16 protein-coding genes, 1 tRNA gene and 1 pseudogene are annotated in these 16,848 nt (G+C 61.4%); 2 read left to right on the plus strand and 16 right to left on the minus strand.

What is annotated here, in order from left to right:
- Positions 1-135: 135 nt before the first annotated feature.
- The 4 genes and pseudogenes from AB6803_RS18985 to rsfS form a co-directional block, all read right to left on the minus strand.
- The gene (locus AB6803_RS18985) at positions 136-1,461 is read right to left on the minus strand and encodes a S41 family peptidase (protein WP_012652981.1); all 1,326 of its coding nucleotides are present in this window, start codon (positions 1,459-1,461) and stop codon (positions 136-138) included.
- Entirely contained in the window at positions 1,451-2,881 is a 1,431-nt protein-coding gene (locus AB6803_RS18990) for a murein hydrolase activator EnvC (RefSeq protein WP_371110533.1), read from the minus strand. The genes AB6803_RS18985 and AB6803_RS18990 overlap by 11 nt, the downstream gene beginning before the upstream one ends.
- Before the next feature lie 212 nt (positions 2,882-3,093).
- Positions 3,094-3,576, minus strand: a complete 483-nt coding sequence (gene rlmH / locus AB6803_RS18995; RefSeq protein ID WP_007698806.1) for a 23S rRNA (pseudouridine(1915)-N(3))-methyltransferase RlmH — start codon at positions 3,574-3,576, stop codon at positions 3,094-3,096.
- Positions 3,577-3,692: 116 nt separating this feature from the next.
- Positions 3,693-4,135, minus strand: a pseudogene (gene rsfS / locus AB6803_RS19000) (ribosome silencing factor).
- A 260-nt stretch (positions 4,136-4,395) separates the two neighbouring features.
- Here rsfS and AB6803_RS19005 point away from each other — a divergent pair.
- Positions 4,396-4,788, plus strand: coding sequence for a winged helix-turn-helix domain-containing protein (locus AB6803_RS19005; RefSeq protein ID WP_371110348.1), 393 nt, complete (start codon positions 4,396-4,398; stop codon positions 4,786-4,788).
- A gap of 6 nt (positions 4,789-4,794) precedes the next feature.
- Here AB6803_RS19005 and modC read toward each other — a convergent pair whose 3' ends face one another.
- The 11 genes from modC to rplU all read right to left on the minus strand — a co-directional run bounded on the left by modC (position 4,795) and on the right by rplU (position 14,506).
- Entirely contained in the window at positions 4,795-5,868 is a 1,074-nt protein-coding gene (modC, locus tag AB6803_RS19010; protein WP_371110349.1) for a molybdenum ABC transporter ATP-binding protein, read from the minus strand.
- On the minus strand, positions 5,865-6,566 hold the full coding sequence (modB, locus tag AB6803_RS19015; RefSeq protein WP_371110350.1) for a molybdate ABC transporter permease subunit: 702 nt from the start codon (positions 6,564-6,566) through the stop codon (positions 5,865-5,867). The genes modC and modB overlap by 4 nt, the downstream gene beginning before the upstream one ends.
- Before the next feature lie 87 nt (positions 6,567-6,653).
- The gene (modA, locus tag AB6803_RS19020) at positions 6,654-7,451 is read right to left on the minus strand and encodes a molybdate ABC transporter substrate-binding protein (protein ID WP_371110351.1); all 798 of its coding nucleotides are present in this window, start codon (positions 7,449-7,451) and stop codon (positions 6,654-6,656) included.
- A gap of 577 nt (positions 7,452-8,028) precedes the next feature.
- Positions 8,029-8,610, minus strand: coding sequence for a nicotinate-nucleotide adenylyltransferase (locus AB6803_RS19025; protein ID WP_371110534.1), 582 nt, complete (start codon positions 8,608-8,610; stop codon positions 8,029-8,031).
- Positions 8,611-8,650: 40 nt separating this feature from the next.
- Positions 8,651-9,934 carry a glutamate-5-semialdehyde dehydrogenase gene (locus AB6803_RS19030; RefSeq protein WP_371110352.1) on the minus strand — a complete coding sequence of 428 codons (1,284 nt, stop codon included), beginning with the start codon at positions 9,932-9,934 and terminating at the stop codon, positions 8,651-8,653.
- Positions 9,927-11,096 carry a glutamate 5-kinase gene (gene proB / locus AB6803_RS19035; protein ID WP_371110353.1) on the minus strand — a complete coding sequence of 390 codons (1,170 nt, stop codon included), beginning with the start codon at positions 11,094-11,096 and terminating at the stop codon, positions 9,927-9,929. The genes AB6803_RS19030 and proB overlap by 8 nt, the downstream gene beginning before the upstream one ends.
- A complete protein-coding gene (obgE, locus tag AB6803_RS19040) occupies positions 11,093-12,226 on the minus strand; it encodes a GTPase ObgE (RefSeq protein WP_371110354.1) in 1,134 nt (377 codons plus the stop codon). The genes proB and obgE overlap by 4 nt, the downstream gene beginning before the upstream one ends.
- Before the next feature lie 319 nt (positions 12,227-12,545).
- Positions 12,546-13,133, minus strand: a complete 588-nt coding sequence (locus tag AB6803_RS19045; protein WP_371110355.1) for a GNAT family N-acetyltransferase — start codon at positions 13,131-13,133, stop codon at positions 12,546-12,548.
- Positions 13,130-13,765 carry a GNAT family N-acetyltransferase gene (locus tag AB6803_RS19050; protein WP_007698850.1) on the minus strand — a complete coding sequence of 212 codons (636 nt, stop codon included), beginning with the start codon at positions 13,763-13,765 and terminating at the stop codon, positions 13,130-13,132. The genes AB6803_RS19045 and AB6803_RS19050 overlap by 4 nt, the downstream gene beginning before the upstream one ends.
- Before the next feature lie 121 nt (positions 13,766-13,886).
- On the minus strand, positions 13,887-14,156 hold the full coding sequence (gene rpmA / locus AB6803_RS19055; RefSeq protein WP_007698853.1) for a 50S ribosomal protein L27: 270 nt from the start codon (positions 14,154-14,156) through the stop codon (positions 13,887-13,889).
- 32 nt (positions 14,157-14,188) lie between these two features.
- A complete protein-coding gene (rplU, locus tag AB6803_RS19060; protein WP_007698856.1) occupies positions 14,189-14,506 on the minus strand; it encodes a 50S ribosomal protein L21 in 318 nt (105 codons plus the stop codon).
- 305 nt (positions 14,507-14,811) lie between these two features.
- Between rplU and AB6803_RS19065 the strand changes: the two genes are divergently transcribed.
- Positions 14,812-14,901: transfer RNA gene (locus AB6803_RS19065), tRNA-Ser, on the plus strand.
- Between the two features lie 131 nt (positions 14,902-15,032).
- Here AB6803_RS19065 and rtcR read toward each other — a convergent pair.
- Positions 15,033-16,640, minus strand: coding sequence for an RNA repair transcriptional activator RtcR (gene rtcR / locus AB6803_RS19070; protein WP_371110356.1), 1,608 nt, complete (start codon positions 16,638-16,640; stop codon positions 15,033-15,035).
- Positions 16,641-16,848 lie beyond the last annotated feature (208 nt).

Consider the following 16,848-nt stretch of genomic DNA (forward strand, 5'->3'; position numbering starts at 1 on the left):
AAAACACGAAAGCATGATCCGAATAGATGTCGAATGAGATCGCGCTCATTCCGGCGGCGGAAGCGAGATGAGATCAGTCATCTCGGCCCCGGATATGAAAAGCGCCGGGTCTGTTTCCAGCCCGGCGCTGTTTCCTTATTTGGAGGAAACCGCCTTTTCCGGATTCGGCGGGAAGGCCGGATCAGTCTTGGCGCCGCGCAACAGGTCAAGCGCGTAGTTGAGCTGGAGATCGTCCTTCGGATCCGGCGGCACATAGGCGGCCGAGCCGGAGCCCTGGTCGGTTTCGCTCTGGCCCTTGATGTGGCCCGGCAGGCTGGATTCGCCTTCGGTCACCAGCTTGCCCTTCAGATCGTCCGGCAGCGGCTGGTCGACCTTGATGTCCGGTGTGATGCCGGTGCCCTGAATGGAGCGGCCCGACGGCGTGTAGTAGAGCGCCGTCGTCAGACGCAGCGCGCCGTTGCCGTCACCGAGCGGGATGATCGTCTGGACCGAGCCCTTGCCGAAGGACTGCGTGCCGACGACGGTGGCGCGGCGCAGGTCCTGCAGGGCGCCGGCGACGATTTCCGAAGCTGAAGCCGAGCCGCCGTTGATCAGGACGATGATCGGCTTGCCGTCGGTGATGTCGCCCGGGCCGGCATTGAAGCGGCGGGTTTCATCCGGATTGCGGCCGCGGGTCGAGACGATTTCGCCACGCTCCAGCACATCGTCGGCAACGTTGATCGCCTGGTCGAGCAGGCCGCCCGGGTTGAGGCGCAGGTCGAGGACATAGCCCTTCAGCTTGTCGGCCGGGATATCCTTCTTGATCTTGGTGATTGCGGCTTCGAGATCCGGCGTGGTCTTTTCGGTGAAGGAAATGATGCGAAGATAACCGACATCACCTTCTTCGCGCGACTTGACGGCGGCAACGGCGATCACGTCACGGATGATGGTGAGTTCGATCGGCTTGTCGGCGCCTTTGCGCAGCAGCGTCAGCTTGATCGGCGTCTTGACCGCGCCGCGCATCTTCTCGACCGCATCTTCCAGCTTCAGGCCGCGCACGGACTGGCCATCGATGGCGGTGATGTAGTCGCCGGCGAGAACGCCAGCCTTGGCGGCAGGTGTGTCGTCGATGGGGGTGATGACCTTGACCAGATCGTTGTCCATCGTCACTTCGATGCCGAGGCCGCCGAATTCACCCTTGGTCTGGGTGCGCATGTCGTCGGCATCCTTGGCATTCATGTAGCTCGAATGCGGGTCCAGTGAGGTCAGCATGCCGTTGATGGCGGCTTCGATCAGCTTGTCTTCCTGGGGCGGCGTCACATACTGCGCGCGCACACGTTCAAAGACATCGCCGAAAATCGACAATTCCTTGTACGTGGAAGAACCAGCGGCTTCCGCCGGCACTACAGCCGTGTAGATAACGCTCATCGCGGTCGCACCCATCAATGCGCCAACGAGAACAAGAGAAGCCCTACGTATCATTGCGTGCCTTTCCAGTATCCTTTGAGGTCCACCAAGGTCGAGAATCGACCGGCTTCCCATCTTTTCGAAATTCAATGTAAAGCGTTGGCCGATCTGTTTCCAGCGCCAATGCAGTCGCACTCGCGACTCTTTTTTGGCCCATCACCGCGAGTGGCTCGCCGGCGAAAACAAATTTGCCCAGACGCGTCTTGATCGCGTCCATACCCGACAGCACCATATGGTAGCCGTCGCCCGTGTCTAGAATGACCATCTGGCCGTAGCTGCGAAACGCGCCGGCGTAAACGACTGTCCCATCGGCAGGAGCGGTGACGAGTGCGTCGGGACCGGTTGCGAGCGTGATGCCCATCGCCGTATGTCCCGTACCGTCGTTGTCGCCGAACTGGCGGAGAATATCGCCCGCCACAGGCAGCTCCAATTTCCGTTTAAGATCGGAGAACGGATATGCGGGCGCAATGCGGTTTTTATCGGGCACTCCGCTTTCGGCCAGGGCCTTGGCCTGCTCGCGCTGCTGATCGGTCAATTGCTCCCGGCGGAGCTGTTCCGCCCGCGCCGCGGCGGCGGCATCGCGCACCGAGCCGATCTGGCTTTCCAGCGAGGCGACAAGGCCCTCGAGGCTGGTCGCTTGGCCCGCCAGTTCCTCGGAGCGCTTGCGCTCGGTGTCGAGTTTTTCGGCATTCTCGTGGCTGAGCTTGTCGTTCTCGCTGAGCAGCAGATCCATGCGGCGCTCTTCCTCCAGACTGTTGGTCATGGTGGTGGTGAGGTCAGCCTTCTCGGCGGCGGTGGCGGCATGCAGCTTGGTGAGGTCGGTCAGGTCGGCGATGAGCTTGTCCGTCTCCTTGCGCATGCCGGGAACGACGGCGCCGAGCAGGATGGCGCTCCGCACCGAGGCAAGGGCATCGTCGGGCGTCACCAGCAGTGCCGGCGGCGGGTTGCGGCCCATGCGCTCCAGCGCGCCCAGAACCTCGGCCAGCAGCGCGCGGCGATCATGCAGCGATTTGCGGATCCCGTCTTCCTTCACGGCCAGATCAGTCAGCGTCTTTTCGCTCTGCTGGATCTTGCGGTCGAGATCCCTGCGGCGGGTGGCGCTGTCGATCAGGGCTTGGCGCAGGCTGGCAGTGCTCTTGTCGAGCGCGGCGATGCTGTCGGTCAGGGCTTTCGTCTTGTCGGAGGAAAGGCTGATCGTCTTCGACAGATCCTCCAATGCCGCGCGGGTCTCGTCGCGCTTGCGGGCAAGTTCGGCCGCCGGATCCGGGGCCTGTTCTGCCGGTCCCATCGATGGAGGAGCGGCGGCAGGCTGGTCGCTTGGCGCCTGCGCCACCGTGCCGCCATCTTCCTGCGCGAGCGCCATGTCCCGGAACTGAAATGGCCCGATCACATAGGCACCCACGCCAAAGCACACCGCCAGGGACGGCAGCAGCAGGCGGGAAAACGTGGGCGGGGTTTTTCTCATCCAGTCGGTTCGGGCTTGGTCCCTTTAGATCGCGTGAAATTAAGCTGATTTGCCGCGATTACCTAGGAAGCATCATTATTTTTCCGGCGGGAATCAAAACACGCCTGTGTGAGCGTTCCGTTAACGCAAAACGGCGCAAAGCCAAACTGTTTTCGAGCGGCTGGACTCTCGCCGACCGAGCGTCAAACCCGGTGGTAGGGATGTCCGGACAGAATGGTGACGGCGCGGTAGAGCTGCTCGGCGATGAGAATGCGGACGAGCTGGTGCGGCCAGGTCATCTTGCCGAGGCAGATGGTGGCGTCGGCCCTGTCGTAAAGGGAAGGGTCGAGCCCGTCGGCGCCGCCGATGGCGATCGTCAGGTCGCGCTTGCCCTGGTCGCGGAAGGTGCCGAGCAAAGCCGCGAAGGCTTCGCTGTCGAGCGCCTTGCCCCGCTCGTCGAGGAGAATGAGGATACCGCCGTCCGGATGCGCTTTCTGCAGCAGAACCGCTTCTTCGCGCTTACGCGTTTCGCCGTTGGAGGCGCGGCTTTCAGCCACTTCGGTCATCCGCGCCAGTTCCAGGCCGATTGCCGGACCGGCCTTGGCGAAACGGTCGAGATAACGGGCCGCAAGATCCTTTTCAGGGCCGGTTTTCAACCGTCCCACGGCAAAAAGACCTATTCGCATTCCCACTCCCAAGCATATCCGCCGTCATGGCGGCACACATATAGACTGTTGCCGGACAATTATGTCCGGCGTTTCAAAATAGCCTGCCGGGACCGGGAAGTGCTTCCGGGAACCGGTTAGTGCAACGTGCCCTCGTCGAGGTCAGGCGCGGCCCACATCTTCTCGATGTTGTAGAACTCGCGGATCTCAGGACGGAACACGTGGATGATGATGTCACCGGTGTCGATCAGCACCCAGTCGCCGCCTTCCAGGCCTTCGACGCGGGGAGAGCCCAGGCCTTCGTCCTTGAGGTCGGTGGTCAGGTGGTCGGCAATCGCCAGGACGTGGCGGTTCGAACGTCCGGAGACGACGACCATGTGGTCTCCAAGCGCGGATTTGCCAGCAATGTCGATGGTGACGATATTTTCGGCCTTGGAGTCCTCGAGGCTAACGAGGACGGCTTGCAGGGCTCGGGCGGCGGCATCAACGCCACGTTCCGGGCTCTTCGGGATAACGACAGGCGTTCTTCCCTTGGCGTGTACTGTTGTCAGTGCTTTTCCTTCCTTGAGTAACAGAACATGCACATAGGTGATCTGAGTCGATCACACTACAAAGATAGGCATCAAAGCATAAAGGTTTCAAGACGCCGGCCGGTATCTATTGGCCGTGAAGACACGCTTTTGTGTCAAAGGCTGGTTCTTTCGCACTATATACGGGCAATTGTTCATGCCGGATGTCGATCAAGGCTTCCGGCGCGGCAATATCTGTCGAATTTGCGCGCCATGTACAGGCGGACGAAGGCCGCGTATACACGAGAGCAGACCGAAACGCCCCGATGCCATGACCAAAGCTCCGCAACAATCCCTGAAGCCTGTCCTCCGTGTCCATTTTTCCGGGCAGGACCGGCTTGGGCGCGGCAAGATGGAGCTTCTCGAGCATATTCGCGAAACCGGTTCGATTTCGGCGGCAGGCCGCGCCATGGAGATGTCCTATCGCCGCGCCTGGCTGCTCGTCAGCGAATTGAACCACATGTTCCGGGAGCCGGTGGTCGAATCGCAGCGCGGCGGCCAGAAGGGCGGCGGCGCGGTGCTGACGCCATTTGGTGAAGAGCTGTTGCAGCGGTTTCGCTCCATGGAAAGCGCGGTGCGTGCGGCGATCGCCGGCGATCTCGCATGGCTGGAGGCCAATCGCAGCGATGGCGAGGCCATTGCGGCGCAATCCACGAAGTCCTGATCGTTCCTAGGATTCGAGCGCCACGGTCTTGATGACCGCGTGGATGGGCAGGCCAACACGCAGATCCATGCGCTCGGCGGAAAATTGCGTGATGCGGGCAAGCACGATGTCGCCACCGCAATCGACCTTCACCTCGACCGTGCCATCGGCGGCAGCCCCCATCCCCACTATGCAGCCGTCGAGAATGTTGAGGGCGCTGAGCCCTTCCGGCCTGCCTGTTGCCAGCATGACGTCGCGGGCGGGAATATGGACGCGAACGGTCTTGCCGATACCAGTGGCTTCGCCGGGCACGAAGAGCCTCGCCGCCTTCAGTGCGACGATGGTCAGGCGATGCTGGTGGTCGATATGCTCGACGCGGCCCTCGAGCAGAACGCCGGCTTCGCGACGGTCGCTCGCCTGCGGGCCGGAAAGCTCGCTGAAGATCTCGACAGCTGGTCCCATCGCTTCCACCTTGCCGTCACGCATGACGACGACGCGGTTGGCGAGCCGCGCCACCTCGGCGATCGAGTGGCTGACATAGATGATCGGCACGTTCGTTTCGTCGCGCAGACGTTCGAGATAGGGCAGGATCTCGGCCTTGCGGGCCTCGTCGAGTGCTGCCAGCGGTTCGTCCATCAACAGCAGTCGGGGCGAGGACAGCAGGGCGCGGCCGATGGCGACGCGCTGTTTCTCGCCGCCGGAGAGTTTTCCCGGCCGCCGGTCGAGAAGCGCTTCGATGCCCAGGAGGTCGATGACGCCATCGAAACTTTCGCCGCGCTCGTTCTTCGGTGCGAACCAGCGGCCGTAATTCAGGTTCTGTCGCACGGACAGATGCGGAAACAGCCGTGCTTCCTGGAAGACATAGCCGAAGCGGCGGCGGTGGCGCGGCACGAAGAGATGCTTGTCGCTGTCGGCAAGCACGTCGCCGTCGAGGCTGACGCGGCCATGGTCGGGCCGGATGAGGCCGGCGATGATGCGGATCATCGAGGTCTTGCCGGAGCCGGAGCGGCCGAAGAGCGCGGTGACGCCGCCGTCGGTGGTGAAGGCGGCGTCGAGCGAGAAGGCACCCAACCGATGGCGGATATCGACGGAGAGCGTCATTCGAAATCTACCCTCTTGCCGGCGAGATAGGCGAGGAATTCCGAGGCGAGCAGTGCCGCCATGGAGATGGTGATGGCGATGATCGTCAGCCGCATCGCGCCGGCATCGCCGCCCGGCACCTGCGTGAAGGTGTAGATCGCCGAAGACAGGGTCTGCGTTTCGCCGGGAATGTTGGAAACGAAGGTGATGGTGGCGCCAAACTCGCCCATGGCCTTGGCGAAGGAGAGGATCATGCCGGCGATGATGCCGGGCAAGATCAGCGGCAGAGTGACGGTGAGGAAGATCCAGAGCGGGCTGGCGCCGAGCGTTCCGGCTGCCTCCTCCAGTTTGCGGTCGACCGCCTCGATCGACAGGCGAATGCTCCTGACCATCAGCGGAAAACCCATGATGCCGCAGGCAAGCGCTGCACCCGTCCAGCGGAAGGAGAGCACGATGCCGAGATACTGGTCGAGCAGCGCGCCGATCGGGCCTTTGCGGCCGAAGAGGATGAGCAGGATGAAGCCGGTGACAACCGGCGGCAGGATCAGCGGCAGATGGATGACGCCATTGAGGATCGACTTGCCCCAGAACTTGCCGCGGGCAAGCAGCAGCGCGGCGACGATGCCGAAGGGCAGGCTTACCAGCATGGCGACGGTCGAGACGCGCAGGCTCAGCTCGATCGCCGTCCATTCGTCGCTGCTCAAACCCAATGCGTCCAAGTCCCGCCTCACAAAACATGTCAGGCTCGCCAATACAGCTGGCGAGCCTGGAGGGATAAGCTCTTGCCTATGGTCGAACGATGAGGCTCAACGCTTCAGGACCGTGAAGCCTTCGTGCTCGAAGAACGGAACAGCCTTAGCCGATTTCAGATAGTCGACATAGGCCTGCGTGTCCGAATTGGTGCTGCTGGTCGTGATCGCGATCGGATAGACGATCGGCGGATGGCTGTCTGCCGGGAAGGTACCGACGACGGCGACGCCCGGATCGGCGGAAACGTCGGTCTGGTAGACGATGCCATAGGGGGCTTCGCCGCGCGACACCAAGGCGAGCGCGGCGCGTACGCTTTCGGCGCCGGCGACCTTCTTTTCGACGGAAGACCAGATGCCGAGCTTTTCCAGTGCGGCCTTGCCATACTTGCCTGCGGGCACCGATTCTGGTTGGCCGATCGCCAGGCGTCCGTCGCCGAGAAGGCCGGCAAGGTCCAGGCCCTGCTTGATCTCGACAGGTTTGGCCTTGTCCTTGGCGGCGACGAGGACGAGCTCGTTGCCGAGCAGGTCGACGCGGCTGTCATCCTTGATCAGCTTCTTCTCGGCGACATAGTCCATCCAGTTCTTGTCGGCGGAGATGAAAACGTCGGCCGGTGCGCCGTTTTCAAGCTGCTTGGCCAGCGGTCCGCTTGCCGCGTAGGAGACGGTGACCTGCTTGCCGGTTTCCTTGGTGAAGGCGGCGTCGAGGTTGTCGAGCGCGTTTTTCATGCTGGCGGCGGCAAAGACGGTGATCTTGTCGGCGGCGAGCGCCGGTGCCGGAATGGTCGACAGGCCGAGCCAGGCGGCGGAGAGGGCGGTAGTTGCAAGTTTGAACCATTGGCGGCGACCGGTGGCCATCATATTTCTCCCAGAGATTGTCGAGATATTCCGAGAGATATAACGGTCGGCGAGGCTTGGCTAGGGGATATATCTGAAAAAGCATAGCGCCACTGCCAGCCGTAACCACACGAATTTAATGGGGTTTTTCATTCTCCGTGCATATTGAGGGACTTTGATATCGCGAAAATGCATGACTAGAATCGCCCAAGACAATGGCGAACGCTCACGACCTGAGACGCAACGTTACGAATCGTGCGTTTTCGCCGATAATAGGTAAAAGTATGATTTTTTAAATCGCCTGCTCGCACCTTCGGATGATGTAAAAGAAGCGTTTTTTGGGCAGGAAGTTTTCAGAGCTATGATCTAAGTGCATTGCTGCATTGCGCTATCGGCGATTTATCTTTCGGTCAAATCTGCTAGAACTTAAGCATCGGAACGGCGATCTCCTCCTCCCAATGCCTTCCGATAACGATCGGCAACTCTCCTCCTCCCTGTTGCTGATCAGGTTTGAAAGCCCGACGGATCTCCTCCCCCGTCGGGCTTTTCATTTCTGGAGGTTTTTCCTGAAATTCAGCTTGGTCTTGTGCGGACGCCGTTATTGCGCGGCGCGCAAGGCCGTCGAGCTTAGCGTCGAACGACGGCCATGGATGAAGGTCCAGGCGGGTGCCTGCTTCTTCCAGAGAACGCGGGCATCGTCCTCGTCGACGCGGGCATATTGAAACGTCTTAGCCATCTTCGCGGAGAGATAGGACAAGGTTGATCCCGGCCGGTCGATGACGGCGATCGGAAAGGTGCGGGCAATCTCCTGCCATTTCTGCCAGCGATGAAACGTGTTGAGGCTGTCGGCGCCCATGATCCAGATGAAATTGACATGGGTGTTGCGCGCCTTGATGTAGGCGAGCGTATTGGCCGTGTAGCTCATGCCGAGCGTCTGCTCGAAAGCCGTGACCTTGATGCGCGGATCGTGGGTGATCGCCTCACTGAGCGCGATGCGCTCGGCAAGCGGCGCCAGATGATTGCGGCTCTTCAGCGGATTGCCAGGTGTCACCATCCACCAGAGCTGGTCGAGACCGAGCCGGCGGAGGGCGATTTCGGCCACCAGTGCATGGCCCTGGTGCGGCGGGTTGAAGGAGCCGCCGAAAAGACCGACCACCATGCCGCGTTCGGCATGCGGCATGCGCAGATGGCGGTAATCGATCTCTTGGCTGTGGTGCACGTCAGGGCCGTATCTGTCCGGTGCCGCGCACGCGGTATTTGAAGGAGGTGAGTTGCTCGACACCGACAGGCCCGCGCGCGTGCATCTTGCCGGTGGCGATGCCGATTTCCGCGCCCATGCCGAACTCACCGCCATCGGCAAACTGCGTCGAGGCATTGTGCAGCATGATTGCCGAATCGATCTCGGTGAAGAAGCGCTCGACGACATCAGGGTCCTCGGCAATCACCGCTTCGGTGTGATTGGACGAATATCTGCCGATATGGGCGATCGCGCCGGAAATGCCGTCGACGATCGCGACGGAGATAATGGCGTCGAGATATTCCGTCGACCAGTCCTCTTCCGTTGCGGCTTTCAGTCCAGGTACGAGGCGGAGCACCTCGGCGGAACCGCGGATTTCGCAGCCGGCCTCAGTCAGCCCATCGAGCAGGGGCTTCAGATGCGTCTCTGCTGCCTTGGCATCGACCAGCAGCGTCTCGGCGGAGCCGCAAATGCCGGTGCGGCGCATCTTGGCGTTGACGACGATCGCTTTCGCCATATCGAGATCGGCGGAGGCGTCGATATAGACGTGGCAGAGGCCTTCGAGATGGGCGAAGACCGGCACGCGGGCTTCGCTCTGCACGCGCGCTACGAGGCTCTTGCCGCCGCGCGGCACAATGACGTCGATCGCGCCTTCCAGTCCGCGCAGCATGGCGCCGACAGCAGCGCGGTCGGTGACGGGCACGAGCTGGATTGCATGTTCCGGCAGGCCGGCGGTCTTCAGGCCCTCGACCAGGCATTCGAGGATTGCCTGCGACGAGCGGCGCGAATCGCTGCCGCAGCGGAGAATCACGGCATTGCCGGCCTTGAGGCACAGCGCGCCGGCATCGGCGGTGACATTCGGGCGGCTTTCGAAGATGACGCCGATGACGCCGAGCGGCGTGCGGACGCGCTCGATCTTCAACCCGTTCGGCCGATCCCAGGCGGCGATGATTTCGCCGACCGGATCCGCCAGCGCTGCAATGGCGCGGATACCCTCGGCCATCTCGGCGACGCGCTTGTCGTTGAGCGTCAGGCGGTCGACGAAGGAGGCAAGGATGTCAGTGCCTTCGACATCCTTCAGGTCCTTGGCATTCTCGGCAAGGATATGATCCTTGCGGGCGAGAATGGCGTCGGCCATGGCGGCGAGCGCCTTGTTCTTGCTCTCGGTCGAAGCGAATGCCAACGGTCGCGACGCAGCCCGGGCCTTGCGGCCGATATCGTTCATCAGCGCATCGATGTCGGGGCTTTGTGCGACGGTATCAAGCATGAGCTTCATCCTTCTTCAGTTTTTCGGCCTTCGTCTTGACGGACGCGGTCATGACGAGGTCGTCGCGATGCACCATGGCGGCGCGGCCGGCATAGCCGAGGATGGCCTCGATCTCCGCCGACTTGCGGCCGGTGATCTGCCGGGCTTCCTCGGCATCGTAACCGACGAGGCCTCGGGCGATTTCCCGGCCCGAAGGGGCGATGACGGCAACGGTGTCGCCACGGCCGAAATGACCGGTGACCTTGCGCACGCCGGCGGGCAGCAGGCTCTTGCCGGCGCCGAGTGCTGTGACGGCACCCTCGTCGACATGCAGTTCGCCGGCCGGCTGCAACTGCCCGGCAATCCAGGTCTTGCGGGCGGTGACGGGCGTGCCCGATGGTGCGAACCAGGAGGAGCGCGCGCCGTTTGCGATGGCGTTCAAGGGACGATCGGTCTTGCCCGAAGCAATGATCATGGCGCAACCGGCACCCGTGGCGATCTTGCCGGCGTCGATCTTGGTACGCATGCCGCCGCGCGACAGCTCCGAGGCCGCACCGCCAGCCATTGCCTCGATCTCGGGCGTGATGTCGGCGATCGTTTCCAGGAACTTGGCGTCTGGATCGAGATGCGGCGGGGCGGTGTAGAGCCCGTCGATATCAGACAGCAGGATCAGCAGATCGGCGCCGGTCATGGTGGCGACGCGGGCGGCGAGGCGATCATTGTCGCCATAGCGGATTTCGCTGGTGGCGACTGTGTCGTTCTCGTTGATGATCGGCACGGCGCCGATCTTCAACAACTGATTGATGGTGGCGCGCGCGTTGAGATAGCGGCGGCGCTCCTCGGTGTCGCCGAGCGTCAGCAGGATCTGGCCGGCGACGATATCGTCGTGCGACAGGCTTTCCGACCAGGCACGCGCCAGCGAAATCTGGCCGACGGCTGCTGCTGCCTGGCTTTCTTCCAACTTCAAGGCACCAGAAGGAAGGTCAAGTACCGAGCGCCCGAGCGCGATAGCGCCGGAGGAAACAACGAGGACGTCGACGCCCTTCGCTTTCAGCGCGGCGATATCGGCGCACATGCCATCAAGCCAGGCCTTCTTCAGGCCCGTCTTGCGGTCGACGAGAAGCGCCGAGCCGATCTTGATGACGATGCGGCGGTAGCGATCGAGCGACTTGCGGGCAGTCATCCCTGCTGCTCCTCGCCGTCACTACGGCGCTCGTCATCGAGATCGCTGTTGTCCCCGCTTTCGTCTTCACTGCCGGAGGACTGCATGTCGCGATGGCGCACCTTCAGTGCCTTCATCGGCGCTTCCTGCCCAGCACCGCCGTTGGCTTCGACGATGATGTCGCGCAGAGCGCGCAGCACCTCGGTCATGCCGCTGCCGGTGATGGCGGAAATAAGGAATGGTGTCTTGCCGCAGGCCCGCGCCAGTTCGCGCTTCTTCTTCTTCAGCGTTTCCTCGTCCACCACATCGATCTGCGACAGCGCCACGATCTCCGGCTTGTCGGTAAGCTCGTTACCATAGGCTTCAAGCTCGTGCTTCACGGTCTTATAGGCCTTGCCGACCTTCTCTTCCTGGGCGGAGACCAGATGCAGCAGCACGCGGGTACGCTCGACATGGCCGAGGAAGCGGTCGCCGATACCGACACCCTCATGGGCGCCTTCGATCAGGCCGGGAATGTCAGCCAGCACGAATTCCTGGCCGTCGATGGTGGCGACGCCGAGATTGGGGTGCAGCGTGGTGAAGGGATAATTCGCGATCTTCGGGCGGGCGCGGGTGACAGCGGCCAGGAATGTCGACTTACCAGCATTCGGCAGGCCAACGAGGCCGGCATCGGCGATCAGCTTCAGCCGCAGCCAGATGGTCTTTTCTTCGCCCGGCAGGCCGGGATTGGCCCAGTCCGGGGCTTGGTTGACAGAGGATTTGAAATAGGCGTTGCCGAAGCCGCCATTGCCGCCGGCGGCGACGCGATAGCGCTGGCCCTCCCGCGTCAGGTCGCAGATCAGGGTTTCCTCGTCTTCCTCGAAGACCTGCGTGCCGACCGGAACCTTCAGCGTCACATCGGCACCCTTGGCGCCGGCGCGGTTGCGGCCCATGCCGTGCGTGCCGATGGTGGCCTTGAAATGCTGCTGAAATCGGAAATCGATCAGCGTGTTCAGCCCGTTGACGGCCTCGACCCAGACGTCGCCGCCTCGGCCGCCATCGCCGCCGTCGGGTCCGCCGAACTCGATGAATTTCTCGCGCCGGAAGGAGACGCTGCCCGCGCCACCATCACCGGACTTGATATAGACTTTTGCTTGGTCGAGAAATTTCATGTTGCGTCCGTCACTCGGTATCGGCGCATGACTTTCCCGGATCGAACGGGATTGGGAAAGCCCACGCGCTCTTTTCAATTGTTACCGCGCCCTTTTGCATATTCATCAGGATATGCGGCGCGGTCATTTGCCCGTCATGTCGCCTTCGATATAGGCGGTTCAGCCGGAGGTCAAAGACTATCGTGCGGTCGATGACCCATAACATCAAGGATCATGCGATCAATTCTGCCGATGCTTTCGATCTTACATCCGGTGGATCGAGATCGACGGGCGGCAATGTCACCGCCGGCGGAACCGGCGATGACTGATTTTGAAGACTTCACGCCGCCCGCGAGAGCCGCAGCGCGCCCGGCTTCAGCACGGTTTCGATATGCGGAACCATGGTGTTGCGGGCAAAGCTGTAGACCTCCGAGCAGCCGATGATCTCGAAGCCGAGCTTCTGTTGCATCTTCAACGAGGCCTGGTTGTCGGCGAAGATGCCGGAAAACACCGCGACGTCGGGCATGCGGCGGGCAAAACGCTCGAGCGTTGCCCCGACCGCCTCGCCCATGATGCCGCGCCGCCAGTAGTAGCGGTTCAGCCAGTAGCCGAGATGCCAGCGGCCATGCCTGAGATCGATGCCGACCATACCGATATGGACATCGTCCTTCTCGGTGACGGCCAGTTCCCAGCCGGTGTCGAGGCCGGCGGTGTGCTCGACCAGCCAGTCCAGCGCATCCTGCCGGTCATAGGGCGTCGGCACGCGGGCGAGCATGCGCGTGACAGCGAAATCCGACAGGGATTCCGTGATCGCATCGGCATCGCCCAGCCGATGCGGACGCAATGTCAGCCGCTCGGTCTGGATGATCGGGGTCGGTCCGGGCGTCAGGATCCTGACGTCGCGGCGGGGAAGGGCGAGGGCGTTCATCTCAGACCTCCCCAGCTTCGCAGCGACATCCAGGTCTTGCGGTCGAGCCGATACCATTCGACCGATACCGTGCTGCCGAGCGCCAGCGACGCGGCAAGGCCGGATCCCTGGAACTGGAAGCCGCACTTCTGCACGACCCGTCTCGAAGCGACGTTCATGACCCGGCAACGGGCATCGATCTGGGCGACGTTTTCGCGCGTGCGGAAGACCATGTCGATCAGGGCATGGGCGGCTTCCGTCGTATAACCCTGGTTCCAATGGGGCTCGCCTAGCCAGTAACCGATCTCGACCGTTTCCGGGTCGGCCGTCGGCTCGACGCCGCAGCAACCGAGAAAGGCGCCGTTATCGGCTTTGGTAATCGCATAGACGCACTTGCCAATCTCGCCAAGCTTCGTGCGTCGCACGAAATCGGCGGCATCATTGGTCGTATACGGATGCGGCATACGCGATACCATAGTGGCGACGTTGGCGTTGTTGGCGAGATGGGCAAGGGCGTCAATGTCTTCTTCGTGGGGCGCGCGCAGAACGAGCCTTTCCGATAACAAGACAGGGCAATCGGTCCTTAACCGCTCCGGCCTCAGCCGTTCTTCGGGAGACCTTGATTGGTCTTCCCTTAACAATTCGCCTTGCATGGTTCAGTCCTCCTTGAGGTTAAAGAAAAAGGGGAGATGGTGTCCCATCTCCCCTTTTCTTGACTGAACCTGATGCGTCAGCCGGGTCAATGAGACACCGGCTGTTTTCGAGCGCTACCGGTTATTCCGCTGCTTCCGCTTTCGGCATGACAGACACGTACACGCGGCCATTGGCCTTCGTACGGTAGTTCACATTGCCGGCCGTAAGCGCAAAAATGGTGTGATCCTTGCCGAGACCGACATTGGTGCCCGGATGCCACTCGGTACCGCGCTGACGCACGATAATGTTGCCCGCGATGACGGCTTCGCCGCCGAACTTCTTCACGCCAAGGCGCTTGGACTGCGAATCGCGACCGTTGCGCGACGAACCGCCAGCTTTTTTGTGTGCCATTGGAGTTCTCCTTTAAACCTTGTCCCGTGATCTTACTTGGCAGCCACGATGTCCGTGATGCGGACAACCGTGTGATGCTGGCGATGGCCGCGCGAACGCTTCGAGTTCTGACGACGGCGCTTCTTGAAGGCGATGACCTTCTTGCCGCGGTTGTGCTCGACCACTTCGGCCTTGACGGAAGCGCCCTTGACGAAGGGAGCACCAATCGCAGCGTCGGCGCCTTCGCCGATAACGAGGACTTCGGTGAATTCTACGGTGTCGCCGGCGACAACTTCCAGCTTTTCGATGGTCAGCACGTCGTTGGCTGCCACGCGGTACTGCTTACCGCCGGTCTTGATGACTGCGAACATTTTTTATCCTTTCATGTTCGTTCCAGCTCTCTCGCCCCGAGGGACAAGTGGCCGTCTTTTTATCAGTCGAAACTTAGCAGGGATTTCAAAGGCTTGCGGCCTCAAGAAAGATCTGCCGGTGAAGCCTCGCACAGAGCGAGGCGGCCAAGGCACGGACTTATCCACACCTATTGCGTTGCGGGGATACATAAGGGCCTCGGATCTGTCAAGGCAAAAGGATGAAAAGCTTGAATATTCACCCTTGCCATCCCTTCCGTCACTCGCTATGAGAACGCCGCGCTCCAAACGCGCCGACCAGCATAACCGGAGAGGTGGCAGAGTGGTCGAATGCACCGCACTCGAAATGCGGCATGCCTGCAAGGGCATCGTGGGTTCAAATCCCACCCTCTCCGCCATTATTGGCCCTTGGTTGTCAGCACATCCCCCAAGCTTACGTCGGTGAGTCGCCGCTCTACCGGTGAATGCAGCAGTTCTTCTTCTGGTGGGCCAGGTCCAAGGCGCATCGGAATGCCTTTTCGATGGCCGCCTAGCCTTGTTTCCTGATGTCTTCGAACCTGAGCTCGAAGCGGGCAAGATATTTGGTTAAACGATCCGCATCGTTGCTGCTCTTCTTCTCCAGTCGCGAGTTGGCGAACAGGGCTCTGCCGGCAGCGCTTGCCGTTGGATGTTCTCGGCAGGTATGAAGGACGATGGCAAGTTGCGGCGTGTCAAAGCGATCAAGGCGAGCGGCAGCTTCGGCGCCCAGCAGTTCTACGATAATTGCTTCGGCTGCATCCCCGTCATCTGCGGTGCGCCAGAAGGTCTTCAGTCTCCGGACTTCGTCGTCAACAACATCGGTGGTGATGCGCCCATGCGGCGCGAGTGTCGCCATGCGGGTAATAGAGGCCGACAAGTCGCGGAAGTTGGCGCTCCAGACGGCTTGCGGGCCGGTCGCGAAGGAAAGATAGCGTTCGCGTGCTTCTTTGTTGAAGGTGATATTTTCGCCTTCACGTTCCAGATAGCGCTTAAGCTCGAAGTCGAGATTGGGCTCTATGTCCTCCTTGCGTTCGCGCAGGGCCGGCAGCTGGAAGGTCCAGAGATTCAGGCGAGCATAGAGATCTTCGCGGAACCTGCCTTTGCGGACATTCTCGCCGAGATCGCGATTGGTGCCGGCCAGCAGCTGGAAGTCGGCCGACGTCTCCCGATCGGCTCCCACGGGCAGGAACCTCTTTTCCTCGATCGCCCGCAGGCACATGGCCTGTTCGTCTAGGCCGAGTTCGCCGATCTCGTCGAGGAACAGCACGCCCTTGTCTGCGGATTTGAGCAGGCCGGCCCGCTCGCCGGCAGCCCCGGTGAACGCGCCTTTCACATGGCCGAACAGGGTGGACATGGCCTGGTCGCCGCGCAGGGTCGCACAGTTGACCTCGACGAAAGGTCCGCTGACCTTGCGCTGGCTCTTTTTCAGCTCATAGATCCTGCGGGCGAGCTGCGACTTGCCGGCGCCGGTCGGCCCAGTCAGGAGAACGGGGGCTGTCGAGCGGATCACCACCCGTTCGATCTCGTCGATCATTCTGTTGAAGGCGGCGTTGTGGGTCGAAATCCCCGATTTCAGGAAAGAGGCGGCGTCTTCCCGCTCGGACGCGAAGCGCTTGGCGATCTCGTCATAGCGGGAAAGGTCGAGGTCGATGATCCGATGCGTGCCGGCGAAATCCTGCTCCGGCTCGCGGTCTCTGGGCGGCGAGAGCTGCAAAAGCTGGCCGGGAATGATACGGGCCTCGGTTAGCAGGAACCAGCAGATCTGCGCCACATGGGTGCCGGTGGTGATGTTGACGAGATAATCTTCCGTTTCGGGGTCGAAGCTGTAGTCGCGGGCAAAGTCTCTGAGGCTCGTGTAGACCTCCGAAAAATCCCAGGGATCCCGGAAGTTGATGACGTTGCTCCGCACCTCCGTCGCCGGCGCCACAGTTCCGATGTCGCCAACGATGCGGTGACAAAGCGCTTGCGAGTGGTTGTCGTGGATCAGTTCCAGCCGGTCGATGAACAGGCCGGGTTGCTGGCAGAGCGCGACATTGGGCCGCCAGCGGCTCCAGCGGTTTTCCCATTTCCCCGCATCCAGGGTGGTTCCCAATATGCTGATAGCGACGCGGCGCTTCATGGATTATCCAAAATTATAAACAGTAATACCAAAAGATAATATAATCGGGTCCATCAATTTAGCAATTCATGATTGCGTTCGACAAGGCATAAAAATTTCTCTTTTTAAAACATATGGATGAGAGAAAATTTCGTGTGTATCGCACTCTTTCCCCCCAAACTGGCACGCCTCTTGAAATGTATCTGGCACGAACCAACAAAGAGGTGCT

Origin of the sequence: Rhizobium sp. RCC_161_2 (genome assembly GCF_041355235.1) — a bacterium.
Lineage (GTDB): Bacteria > Pseudomonadota > Alphaproteobacteria > Rhizobiales > Rhizobiaceae > Rhizobium.